Raw genomic sequence first — 12396 nt, 5'->3', positions numbered from 1 at the left:
GCAATAAAAACGGGATCAATAACCATAATCTCCGGAGCATGTTCTGATCCCCAAAATTCTGTACTCTGGAGTTCACGAGGTATGAGGCGGAAAACACCCGTCCACCCCCTGCGACGAATCGCATCAGCTATTTCTTTTAGATAATGCTTATGGAAAATCGCCACACCAATGCGAATGCCGGCCAGGGATTCATCAAGTGGAATTGTAGACATAACGGGTATCATGCCCAGATGGCGATGGTTGAAAAACATCCAGAGTCAGCCATAATGCCTGTATCATAATCGATTCCCGGATCCGGCGCAACCGCAAAAAAGTTTTCACGCATGCGATCCGCATCCATGGAACCCAAAAGACAGGGACCGGATTACCGGAAAAAAACGGCATTTCCCTGTATTCACGTCATTCCATGTCATCTCAACAGCACCGACCTCCCTTGCCTGTCGGCCCACAGGCCGACGCCACCTCGATCTCTTCGACCCGGGCCGGGTTGCCTCGGGTGACCGCTGCCGGGCGGAGGGTACCGGGCGGTACAAGATAGGGCGTGGGAAGCTGCGCCCGCAATGGGGCAAAACGCACAAAATGTTTCTCAAAAGGGGGGGTACCCAGGCGCTCGTATACCTCGCGCGAAACAGCCATCCGCTCCCCGACCGGAAAACGGTTGCCCAGATCATCCTCGATGCTGGCAAAGGGACCCCGATAGAGAACGGCATGGCCACCCTCGGTTTGTTGCCGGGCAACGGGTTGTTTGACAGCCGTCAAGGTCACGGAACGAAATTCGATGCCGCCCACAATCTGCCAGGGTTTGCCGTCCCACTTGTCAAAAGCCATGCCGGTGAAACCCGCATCCCGGAAAGTTTTGACAAACTCATACTCTTCGAAAGCTCCGGAAATGCAACCGCTCCAAAGCTCTGGAATCTGCTTCAGGGATTGCGGAACCGGAGCATCGGCCACAATGTCGGAAATGGCAGCCCGCCCACCCGGTTTGAGAACCCGGTAGATTTCCTGGATCAAGCTGGTTTTTTGGGCATCATCCACCAGATTGAGGACGCAGTTTGAGACGACGAGGTCCACCGAGGCATCCGGTATCATGGGAGAGTCACGACGCATTTCATGCTGCTTTTGTTCAAAGGCGTCCAGGGAAGTCAGATCGGTGACTGGATGTGCTGCCAACCAGACACCCAAGGCCTCCAGATCCAGGGCCAGATCCTGGATGCGGCCCTTGTGGAAAGAGACCCGATCCCCTCCCAGCTTACGGGCCATTTCCGGCTGGTACTTGCGTGCCAGGGCGAGCATGTCGTCATTCATGTCAATGCCAATAACCCGCCCCGTCGGACCCACAAGCTGGGCCGCCAGATAACAAATCTTGCCGGTGCCGGAACCCAGATCCAGGACCGTGTCGCCGGATTGCACATACCGGGATGGATCCCCACAGCCATAGTCCCGCTCAATGATTTCCCGGGGCAGAAGTGCCAAAAGATTGGCGTCATACTCTACCGGACAGCACAAGGCCGGGACGACCTCCTGTGCCCCCTGGGAATACCGCTGACGAACGTGAGGCTCCATGGTCATGGGTTCAACCCTCCGATTTTTTCATGAAGCTTCTGACCAGTTTCATAAACTCGGGCAACTGACGCATGCAGTTGACTTCCACCATGTTGCGTCGATGTTCCTTGCCCCACCAGCCGGACCATGCCACCCCGGGGGGAACATCCGTGGCCACACCGGTACTTGCCCCGACCCGGGCACCTGCACCAATGGTGACATGAGGCACGAGTCCGGCCTGCCCGGCCAGCACCGCCCCATCGCCTATCTGACAGGAACCGGCAATTCCCACCTGGGAAATGATCATGACATTGTGGCCGATCTGAACATTATGGGCAATCTGGACCAGATTGTCGATGCGGGTACCGGAGCCGATCCGGGTGACGCCAAACCGGGCACGATCGATGGTGGTGGAGGCACCGATTTCCACATCATCTTCGATCAGGACAGTGCCAAAATGGGGGATCCGTTCATAGCGACCGGCAATATACTCGAAGCCGAAGCCATTGGATCCCACCACAGCGTTGCTGTGAATGACACAGCGGGCACCGATGACACACCGTTCATGGATGACCACCCCGGCATGGATGACGCTTTGCGGACCAATGGCAACCTGGGAACCAATGACGGCCCGCGGACCCACGCTGACCCCCTCCCCCAACGTTGCCGACGGATCGATGACGGCGCTCGGGTGAACTCCCGTCACGGTCAGTTCCGGAAGGGCAAACAGGCGACCGGCCCGGCCCAGATCCATGGCCGGATGCGGCGTCACCATCCTTGGCTTGTCAGTGGCCTCGGCCAGATCCGGCGGCAACAGAAGGGCTGTTGCCGCCGAGGTTTGAGCCAGATAATTTTTTTTGGCAACATAGGTCAGATCGCCGGGTCCGGCGGACTCAATGGGCGCAACACCGGTGATGGTCACATCCGGTCCGAAGTGTTGCAAATCAAGCAGACGGGCAATGTCAGACAATTTCATCACGGGAACTCCCTGAAACGGCGCGACCGTGTCGGTTGGCAGGCAGGCGGACAATGTCAGACAATTTCATCACGGAAACTCCCTAAACAGCGCGACCGTGTTGTTTGGAGTGAATGCTTACATGTGCCAAAAGACCCATGGCCAGCATGACGGTGATCATGGAGCTGCCTCCATAACTGACCAGCGGCAGCGGAATGCCCACCACAGGCAACAAGCCAATGACCATGCCAATATTGATGATGACCTGAAACAGAAAAAGGGAAAGCAATCCCGAGGCCAGGAGCAGGCCGAACCGGTCCCGAGCCATGACCGCGATGGTGATTCCCCGCAAGGTGATCAGGCCATAGATGACGATCAGAATGACAGCCCCCAGGAACCCCCACTCTTCCGCCAAAACCGAAAAAATAAAATCGGTGTGCCGCTCGGGAAGAAAGTCCAGATGACTCTGACTGCCACCCATGAACCCCTTGCCGGTCAAACCTCCGGAACCCACGGCAATCTTGGATTGGATGATGTGATATCCGGCCCCCAGGGGATCGTCTTCCGGGAAAAACAGGGTAAAAATGCGGCGTTTCTGGTAGTCATGGAGAAAATTCCAAAGCAGGGGAAACGACGCCGGCACAATGATGACGGTGGCCAGGATGGCATGCCAGGAAAGACCTGCCACAAAGATGACCGCACCGCTGATGACCGCCACAATGACCGCCGTCCCCAGGTCGGGTTGATGAACGATCAAAGCCAGAGGAGCCAGGATGAGACACAAGGGAATCAGGACATCCCGCAGCCGCAAAGGGGAGGCGGACTGGTCGTGAAAATAGCGCGCCAGGGCCAGAACAATGGCTGCTTTCATGAGTTCCGAAGGTTGCAGACGCACAAAACCGATCTCCAACCACCTTCGTGCCCCCATGCCGACATCCCCCATGATGGCCACCGCCACCAACATTAAAAGGATCAGGCCATAAATCAGGTAGGCATAACGACGGTAGACCTTTTCATTGGCCAGGGCCAGAATCACCATCAGCACCAGGGAAAAGCCGAAACGCACGGTTTGACTGAACAGCATGCCAATATTGCGCCGACCCACGGCGGAAAAAAGCACTGTCAAACCAATACAGGCCGCCAGAGTCAATAACAGCAGCAATCCCCAGGGAAAGCGGGCCAGACGTTCGCGCAGACGCAAGGCGACGGCATCTTCGGAAGAGAGAAAATTTTTATTGTCATCGGCGCGGGCCATGAATCTCAAGTCTCCAGACCGGCATTTTTCCGGGCAAAATGGCGCTCAAGAATATCCCGTGCCACCGGTGCTGCGGCTGAGCTGCCATGACCACCATGTTCAATGATCACGGCAATGGCCAGTTCGGGAGACTCCACCGGGGCATAACAGACAAAAAGGGCGTGATCCTGGAACCGTGGATCACTCGAGGGAATGGCCTTGCCGCTCTCTTCCCGCTTTTGGCGCACGACCTGGGAAGTTCCGGTTTTGCCGGCAGCACGCACGCCCTTGGGTGCGGCCTGGCGGGCCGTGCCACGCGAACCATTGAGAACCTCTTCCATGCCATGTTTGACCAGGGCCAGATGCTGGGGATCGATGCGAATCCGTCGCCGCACCACGGCGGTTGACTTGTTGCCCGGACGCACCATGGCCGGCTGATACAGGATGCCGCCATTGGCAATGGTGGCCACCATGCTGGCCAACTGCACGGGCGTCGCCATGACATAACCCTGACCGATGGCCGTGATCAGGGTCTCTCCCGGATACCACGGGGCACGCTGCCTGGCCCGTTTCCACTCCCGTGATGGCATCAATCCCGGACGTTCACCCACCAGACGAATACCGGAAAGTTCACCGAAGCCGAATTTTCGGGCATAACGCTCCAGGGCATCGATGCCGATCTTGTCCGCCAGGCGATAAAAATAGACATCGCAGGATTGGGCGATGGCCTGGACCAGATCCACGGAACCGTGACCACTCTTTTTCCAGCAATGAAAGCGCACTTTTTCCCGTTCGATGTGACCATTGCAGACCACCCGGTCATTGGCTCCGATCTTGCCTTCGGCCAGACCGGCCAGGGCAACGACCATCTTGAAGGTGGAACCCGGAGGATACTGGCCCTGAATGGCCTTGTTGGTCAACGGGCGACCCGGATTGGTGATCAGGGAGCGCCACTGTCCCGGACCGAAACCCCGGATGAAGGCGTTCGGATCGTAGGCCGGCCGACTGACCATGGCCAATATTTCACCGGTACGGGGATCCATGACCACCACGGCACCCAGTTTTTCACCCAGGGCCGCTTCCGTGTCTCTCTGCAAATCAATGTCCAGAGTCAGATAAAGATCATCCCCCGGCATGGGGGACGAATGTCCCAGTTCCCGCACCTGGCGTCCCAGGGCATTGACTTCCATCTTGCGTACCCCCTCCTGACCACGGAGAACGGTTTCAAAACGGCGCTCCACCCCGGTCTTGCCCACCAGATCCCCGGAACGGAAACGAACGTCATTGAGATCCCGTTTGACCAGATGGGCATCTTCCATACCCAAAAATGTGGTATCGGTGAAATCCCGTTTATCTGTTTCGGTGATCTCGCCCAGATAGCCAAGCACATGCGCCCCCAGGCTGCCAAAGGGATAGTGCCGCCGGGACTGTATTTGAATGATGGCACCCGGAAACAGGTGGCTGCGCACCTCGATGCGGCTGACCTCCCGCCAGGTCAGGTGGGAACGGATTTTGACCGGCAGAAAAGAGCGCTGCTTGCGGGCCTGTTTGAGGATTCCCTCGATGTCCTTGTCGGTGATTTCGATGTAGGCACGCAATCTTTCCAGGGTTTTCGGCAGGCCGCCCGAAAGTTCCGGGATGACCGCCAGCCGATAGTCAGGCCGGTTTTCCACCAAAATCGAGCCGTTACGATCAAAAATGTGGCCACGTGGGGCTGGAACCGGTTGCAGGCTGATGCGATTGTTTTCCGCCAGGTCGCGATACTCCCCCCCTTTGAGCAACTGCAAATGAAAGAGCCGAATCCCCAAAACCGAAAACAATACCCCCCCCAGGCCACCAATGAGGAGAAGACGGCGTCGGGCATCCACCCTGAACAGTTCGTGATCGTCTTCCAGCATTCAGGCACTCTCCAGCCACTGGCGGTGAACCCAGATCAGGGCAGAGACCAACGGGGCAGCCATCAGGGAAGTAGCAATGGCCCGGTATCCCGGCAGATACCACTGGGTTCCAGGATACCGAAACATGGAAATCATCCCCATCTGCACAAGCTGCTCCAACAGGCACAGAAGGCCCAGAACCAGGATCAGGAAAAGAAAATCCAAAGCCCGCAAACGGTTGCCAAAATGTCCCACCGCCAGAATGAGCAGAATATGCGTGATGGCCGAAATTCCCAGGGGCAGGGTCGTCAGGGAGTCTACGGCCAATCCACTGAGAAACGCCAGCCCGGGACCACACCGATCCGGACGGTACAATCGCCAATAAAACAAACAAATGAGTACCAGATTGGGACGAAACAGGTGCCACCCCGGCCAGGGAAGTGCCATTTCCTGTATGGTGATCGCCAGCAAAAGCGTGGTGGCCGGCATCCAGGGAGCGACAAGCGACCTGATCAAGGATTGGACCTCAACTGAATCTTGTGCCGAGGATCGTTATCGGGAACGAGAAGCAGCGATACCTCCTCGATCCGATCAAAATCAACTGCCGGGGCCAGGGTGACTTTCTGGAACAAACCCACATCCGGAGGTGTAAAAGCCACGACCCGCCCCACGACCAGACCCCTGGGAAATATGCCCCCGATACCCGAGGTGATGACCAGGTCCTGGATTTGAATATCGGCATCCTTGGCGACAAATTCCATACTGATGACGTGATCGTTGGCACCGGTGGCAATGCCGGGAATACGGTTGCGTTGAATGCGCACCGGGGTTCGGGAGTTGAGATCCAGCAGGGTCAAGGCCACCGAATGGTATTGACCAATCTCGACAATCTTGCCCACCAACCCTTCCGTGGAGATGACGGGGGTATTGATGCGCACGCCATCCATCCTGCCGGCGTTCAGGATCAGGGAACGGGCAAAGACCGACGAGGAGATGCCCACAACCCGGGCCGAAACCGTCATGTAGATCGGATCCAGCCGCATGTTCAGCAGGTTCCGGAGACGGCGATTTTCCAGCACAAGTTCCTCTTTTTGTACCAGAGTGACCTTGCGCTGCTCCAGCTCTTTTTTCAGGCGTTCGTTTTCTTCGTGGACAAGAACCCAGGAATCCAATGTTCTTTTGGAAGTTTCGTAGGTTTCCAGGGAGACATGCACGAGTTGTTGCACCGGTCCCACCAGATCCAGGACCATTTCCTGGATGGCATGATAGGCGACGGTCCCGGTGCGGACGGACAACATCAAAAAGATCGCCACCAGCATGAAGATCGTGGCGGCGATGGTATGGCGATGCTCTCTGAGCAGATTGAACAAGGAGTCCAAGTATTGGGCTCCCGATGTCGGCTAGCGATCCATGAGGAGATCGGACATGGCGTCCAGCTCTTCCAATGCCCGACCGGAACCCATCACCACACAGGAGAGGGGATCTTCCGCAATGATGACCGGCAGGCCGGTCTCTTCGGCCAGGAGTTTGTCGAGACCCCGCAGGAGGGCACCCCCCCCTGTCAGGACAATGCCTCGATCCACGATATCGGCAGCCAGTTCCGGCGGTGTCCGTTCCAGGGCGATGCGCACCCCTTCGACGATGGCATTGATCGGTTCGGCCAGGGATTCGAGAACCTCCGGATCGGAGATGATCTGGTGTTTGGGGACGCCATTGACCAGGTCACGGCCCTTGACCTCCACCTCCAGGCGGTCAGGCAGGGGAAAGGCGGAGCCAATCTTGATTTTGATGGTTTCGGCGGTACTCTCTCCGATGAGGAGGGAATATTTCCGCCGGACATGGGCCACGATGGCCTCATCCATCTTGTCGCCGCCCACCCGAATGGAGCGGGAGTAGACGATGCCACCCAGGGAAATGATGGCCACCTCGGTGGTCCCGCCACCCACATCCACCACCATGGAACCGCTCGCATCGGTCACCGGCAGACCGGCACCAATGGCTGCTGCCATCGGTTCCTCGATCAAAAACACTTCCCGTGCCCCGGCGCTGTCGGCAGACTCGCGAATGGCCCGGCGTTCCACAGGCGTGGCTCCGTAAGGAACACAAATGATGATACGGGGCGAATTGAAGTGACGCCGTTTGTGAACCTTGCTGATAAAATGTTTCAGCATGGCCTCGGTCACGGTAAAATCGGCGATGACGCCATCCCGCATGGGCCGGATGGCCACAATGTTGCCCGGTGTGCGCCCCAGCATGCGCTTGGCTTCGGTACCCACGGCAAGCACCTTGCGAACCCCGCGTGAGCTTTCGTGGATGGCCACCACCGATGGCTCCGACAGGACGATCCCCTTGCCGCGCACATAGACCAAGGTATTGGCCGTGCCCAGATCAATCGCCATGTCCATGGAAAAAATGCCCATCAGCTTGCTGAACATGCCAAATCCCTTGCGTTAGAACAGGTATGCCCGGAAAAGGTTATTCTCATGCCCCTTGAACAGCTATGCCCCTCCGGCTCATGCAAAAAGGATTCCCATTATGCAACAAAGTTTCGGTCCAGCATGGAAATCTTCTTTGACGCCGGATACGTTACCATGGTGACATAACCCCAGCAAGGTGGCGAACCCCTACTGCCAACAAGGAAATTTCCTTGTCTTCTCCAAGGAGATCGTGTGTCGAAATTTCGCAAGAGAACCATCGTTGACCTGGAAGAACTGGATCGGCAGATTTCCGCCATTCTCGATCAGGCCGGAGCGCGTGCCGCCCTTGACGCCAGTCGGAGTGCCCTGCTGGAGGTATTCCGTCAGCATTTGCAACAGGGCCGGGAGCGATTGCGTCAAAGTCACCTGGAGGGGGCCACAGGTCAGTACATCGTCCGCGGCCATGCCTATTTGATGGACATCCTGTTGCGCCGCCTTTATTTACTGATACGCACCGGCAACGAATCATCCATTTCCGGCACCACAGCCAAAAATGCCCCGGATCAGCCACAGCCTTTATTGCAAAGATTGATGCACCGCATCAAGGAACGGCGTCGCCAGGTCAGGCCCCCCGTGCAATTTTGTCTGATCGCCACCGGCGGTTATGGACGGGGAGAACTCGCCCCCTACTCCGACATTGACCTGTTGTTCCTCCTCCCGGATGGAACGCAGGCCCAGTTCGGCGTGCAGGTGGAGTGGATGCTCTACTTTTTGTGGGATCTCCGCCTGGAGGTCGGCCATGCGGTACGCAACATCCAGGATTGCATCGACCAGGCCAGCAAGGAAACTGAAATCCGGACCTCGCTCCTGGAGTCACGCTTTCTGGCAGGCAACAAGCGGCTGTTCCGCCGCTATCGCACCATCCTGCTGGACAAGACGCTCCTGGAAGATGTGGAGGGATTCCAGCGCGACAAGCTCGTCGAACAACGCCAACGCCATGAACGGTTTGGCAACTCCATGTTCTACCTGGAGCCGAACATCAAGGAAAATCCTGGCGGCTTGCGGGATATTCACACGTTTCTCTGGATTTCGGAGTACCGGTATCGCGTCAAGCGCATCATGGATCTGGTGGAAAAGGGCATCATCACCGAGGAGGAGTGTCTGACTTTCCAGCGCTGCCGGGAATTTTTGTTGCGGGTGCGCAATGCCCTGCACTACGGGGCAGGACGCCGTGATGACCGTCTGACGTTCCAGCAACAGTTGGAAATCGCTGCCGCTTTTGGTTACCGGGACCGGCCCCACATGCGCGGGGTCGAGCAATTCATGCGCCGGTATTATCAGGTCGCCAAGCAGGTGGGCAATCTCACCTGTGTCCTTTTGCAGAAATACCAGGAAGAACAACTGCAATCCGACGAAGACGAACAGGAACTGCTTGAAGATGTGTTCATCCTGATGGGCGACAAGGTGGCGGTGACCCATGCCGAGGCCTTCCAGGAAAATCCGGTGCGGTTGATGCGCCTGTTCGAAGTGGCGCAGCGCTACGTGAAAGGCATTCATCCCGACACGATCCGGCTCGTCACCCGCAATCTGGGGCTGGTGGATCGGGAATTCCGCCGCAATCCGGAAATCAATCTGATTTTTTTGAACATGCTGAGTGGCCGCATGTCCGTTGCCTGGGTGTTGCGCATGATGAACCTGTGTCGGATCCTGGGACGGTATCTTCCCGAGTTCGGGCGCATCATCGGCCAGTCGCAACACGACCTTTTCCACATTTTCACCGTGGATGAACATACCATCCGGGCCGTGGAAAACCTGCGCCATATCAAGTCCGGCAAGGAAGAGGATCTGCCCCATTTCACCCAGATCATGCGCAAGATTCGCCATCCGGTGGTCTTGCATCTCGGGGTTTTGTTCCATGACATTGCCAAGGGGCGGGGTGGCCAGCATGAAAAAGCCGGCGCCATCATTGCCCTGGACGTGTGTTCCCGTCTGGGCCTGCCGGAGTGGGAAACCAGACAGGTGGCCTGGCTGGTGGAAAACCATCTGATCTTTTCCCGCACGGCCTTCCGACGCGATATCAACGATCCCCAGACAATCGTCCAATTTTCCCGCATGGTCGGCAATCAGACCAACCTGGACCTGCTGCTGTTGCTCACCATTGCCGACATTCGGGCCGTGGGACCCGGAGTCTGGAATCAATGGAAGGCCAACCTCCTGCTTCGCCTGTACAATCTGGTCCTGGAGTTTCTCAACAAGGGTCTCTATCCCGCCGACGAGCTGGCACGACAGGCCAGACAAAAACGCGAATCCGTCCAGGAAATCCTCATACCCAACTATCCTGTCGCCACGGTCAACAATTATCTGGACCGGTTTTATTCCGACTATTTCGTCGGCAACGAGCCGGAAGATATCGCCGATCATTTTACGGCCCTGGTGGCGCAATTGCATCAGCCGTTGGCCATCGCCTTCCTGCCCAATCCGAATTCCGATACCACCACCCTGCTCGTCCAGACCCAGGATCACGCCGGTCTGTTTGCGGAAATTTCCGGTGCCCTGGCCGCCGAATCAGCCAATATTCTGGCAGCCAATGGCAACCTGACCCGGGATGGCATGGTATTCGATATTTTTGTCCTGGAAGAGCCCAAAGGGGGAGCCATTCGCAATGAAGAAAAGCTGGCCCGGATTGAAAAAACCTTGCGGGCAGTTCTCACGGGCCATACCCATCCAGATCAACTGCTGGCCGGTTCCAAGGTCACCACCCGCAAGCACGAATATTTCGAGGTCCCCAGCACGGTTGAATGGGACAACGACTTTTCCGACACCTCCACGGTCCTGGAAATCAATGCCCTGGATCGTCTCGGATTGCTCTATGCGGTCACCCGGGAGATGGAACGACAAGGGATCCAAATTGGCACCGCCAAGGTTTCCACTTATGGCGAACGGGCGGTCGATGTCTTCTATCTGAAAGACATGTTCGGCCTCAAATTGACTGAAACCAAGATTCGCACCATCACGCTGAGCCTGGTGCAGACCATGGACCAGTGGGGTCGCGAGTCAAAACCAGAAAAAAAATCATGAGCTTGCCATGAAAAATGCCAAAAGCCTGACCATCGTCGTCCCCTGCTACAACGAGGCCAAAACCCTGGTCTCTCTGGTCGGGCGGGTGCTGACAGCCGAAACACTTGGCTTGCAAAGGGAAATCATTATCGTTGATGACGGCTCCCGGGACAACTCCCGGGAATTGGCCCAGGATCTGGCCCGGCAACATCCAGATACCATCCGCCTGGTCGTGCAACCCGTCAACCAGGGAAAAGGAGCGGCCTTGCGGGCCGGCTTTCAGGCGGCAACCGGGGATCTGGTCCTGGTACAGGATGCCGATCTGGAGTACGACCCGTGCGAGTACCCGCGCCTGTTGAAACCGATTCTGGACGGGGTGGCTGATGTGGTGTACGGCTCCCGTTTCCGCGGTGGGGATGCCGGGCGGGTTCTCTATTTCTGGCACTCTGTCGGCAACCGTTTTCTCACCCTGCTTTCCAACATTTTCACCAACCTGAACCTGACGGACATGGAGACCTGTTTCAAGGTGTTCCGCCGTGAGGTCCTGGCCGCCATCCAGATTGAGGAAAACCGTTTTGGTTTTGAACCGGAAATCACGGCCAAGGTGGCCAGGTTGGGCAGTGCCATCCGCATCTACGAGGTGGGCATCAGCTACCATGGACGATCCTATGCTGACGGCAAAAAGATCACCTGGCGGGATGGATTCTGGGCCATCTATTGCATCTTGCGCTACAACTTATCACGCTGATCATTGCAATAAAAAAAAAAGGCTCCAGGTCACTGCCTGCGTTTGACGTCACAACGAACCGCGCCGATTCTCCGACGAAAAGAATCTATTTGATATACTGGAGTTTTTTTGCGCGTCTGGCCTTCTCTTTTTCCTGGCGGGTCTTCTCTTCGGCCTCGGCGGCTTCCTGCAACATTTGATTGGCGACGCGGCGGGCATCTTCGGCACGGAGCAGCTCATCCTTGGCAGCCCGGCGGGCTTTTTCGGTCGTCAGGCGTTCCTGCTCGGCTTTTCTGTTGATTTCGATTTGAGGATCCGGTTTCTTGCTGGCGCAACCACCGAGAGCCAGGCTCCCAATAGCTCCTGCAACCATGAGAATGACCGGAACGGATCTGGACACGATCATGATTATCCCTCTGAAGGTGGACACTTCGCCACATGCAGCAGGCAAGGCGGCGCATGCATGTCATTGAGAGGCAGGGAGAGTGCGAACGCGATAAAAAGGGCGGGAAAATTTCTGGCAACGGGATGATAAGGTCACGAAGCTGACCTTATCATCCCGAAATGGCAATCTTTTGATGGTTTTC

Annotated in this window: 10 protein-coding genes; 2 read left to right on the top strand and 8 right to left on the bottom strand. The window is 56.9% G+C overall.

Translation table 11 applies throughout. The features are described 5' to 3' along the window. Window positions 1-414 precede the first annotated feature (414 nt). The 7 genes from HQL65_10895 to HQL65_10865 form a co-directional block, all read right to left on the bottom strand. Window positions 415-1569 carry a methyltransferase domain-containing protein gene (locus HQL65_10895; GenBank protein MBF0136739.1) on the bottom strand — a complete coding sequence of 385 codons (1155 nt, stop codon included), beginning with the start codon at window positions 1567-1569 and terminating at the stop codon, window positions 415-417. A gap of 4 nt (window positions 1570-1573) precedes the next feature. Further along, window positions 1574-2518, bottom strand: coding sequence for a UDP-3-O-(3-hydroxymyristoyl)glucosamine N-acyltransferase (lpxD, locus tag HQL65_10890; GenBank protein ID MBF0136738.1), 945 nt, complete (start codon window positions 2516-2518; stop codon window positions 1574-1576). An 82-nt stretch (window positions 2519-2600) separates the two neighbouring features. Beyond that, entirely contained in the window at window positions 2601-3752 is a 1152-nt protein-coding gene (rodA, locus tag HQL65_10885; protein ID MBF0136737.1) for a rod shape-determining protein RodA, read from the bottom strand. 5 nt (window positions 3753-3757) lie between these two features. After that, complete coding sequence (mrdA, locus tag HQL65_10880; GenBank protein MBF0136736.1) at window positions 3758-5629, bottom strand: penicillin-binding protein 2; 1872 nt, start codon at window positions 5627-5629, stop codon at window positions 3758-3760. Continuing rightward, window positions 5630-6124, bottom strand: coding sequence for a rod shape-determining protein MreD (gene mreD, locus HQL65_10875; GenBank protein MBF0136735.1), 495 nt, complete (start codon window positions 6122-6124; stop codon window positions 5630-5632). Further along, the gene (mreC, locus tag HQL65_10870) at window positions 6121-6987 is read right to left on the bottom strand and encodes a rod shape-determining protein MreC (GenBank protein ID MBF0136734.1); all 867 of its coding nucleotides are present in this window, start codon (window positions 6985-6987) and stop codon (window positions 6121-6123) included. The genes mreD and mreC overlap by 4 nt, the downstream gene beginning before the upstream one ends. A gap of 21 nt (window positions 6988-7008) precedes the next feature. After that, entirely contained in the window at window positions 7009-8043 is a 1035-nt protein-coding gene (locus tag HQL65_10865) for a rod shape-determining protein (GenBank protein ID MBF0136733.1), read from the bottom strand. Between the two features lie 234 nt (window positions 8044-8277). Here HQL65_10865 and glnD point away from each other — a divergent pair, with 234 nt between their 5' ends. Then, window positions 8278-11103, top strand: a complete 2826-nt coding sequence (gene glnD / locus HQL65_10860; GenBank protein MBF0136732.1) for a [protein-PII] uridylyltransferase — start codon at window positions 8278-8280, stop codon at window positions 11101-11103. 7 nt (window positions 11104-11110) lie between these two features. Then, window positions 11111-11830, top strand: coding sequence for a glycosyltransferase family 2 protein (locus HQL65_10855; GenBank protein ID MBF0136731.1), 720 nt, complete (start codon window positions 11111-11113; stop codon window positions 11828-11830). An 85-nt stretch (window positions 11831-11915) separates the two neighbouring features. On the opposite strand, the gene HQL65_10850 is transcribed toward HQL65_10855, so the two are convergent. Continuing rightward, the gene (locus tag HQL65_10850; GenBank protein MBF0136730.1) at window positions 11916-12209 is read right to left on the bottom strand and encodes a hypothetical protein; all 294 of its coding nucleotides are present in this window, start codon (window positions 12207-12209) and stop codon (window positions 11916-11918) included. Window positions 12210-12396 lie beyond the last annotated feature (187 nt).

The sequence above is a fragment of the Magnetococcales bacterium genome, assembly GCA_015228935.1.
Lineage (GTDB): Bacteria > Pseudomonadota > Magnetococcia > Magnetococcales > DC0425bin3 > HA3dbin3.
The sequence above is the reverse complement of the archived record's forward strand: the minus strand, read 5'-3'. Positions and strand labels throughout refer to the sequence as shown.

Excerpts from the sequence above, each read along its gene's own strand:
- HQL65_10855 (MBF0136731.1), top strand. The coding sequence starts at position 11,111 with ATGAAAAATGCCAAAAGCCTGACCATCGTCGTCCCCTGCTACAACGAG.
- HQL65_10895 (MBF0136739.1), bottom strand. The coding sequence starts at position 1,569 with ATGACCATGGAGCCTCACGTTCGTCAGCGGTATTCCCAGGGGGCACAG.
- mrdA (MBF0136736.1), bottom strand. The coding sequence starts at position 5,629 with ATGCTGGAAGACGATCACGAACTGTTCAGGGTGGATGCCCGACGCCGT.
- rodA (MBF0136737.1), bottom strand. The coding sequence starts at position 3,752 with ATGGCCCGCGCCGATGACAATAAAAATTTTCTCTCTTCCGAAGATGCC.
- HQL65_10865 (MBF0136733.1), bottom strand. The coding sequence starts at position 8,043 with ATGTTCAGCAAGCTGATGGGCATTTTTTCCATGGACATGGCGATTGAT.
- lpxD (MBF0136738.1), bottom strand. The coding sequence starts at position 2,518 with ATGAAATTGTCTGACATTGCCCGTCTGCTTGATTTGCAACACTTCGGA.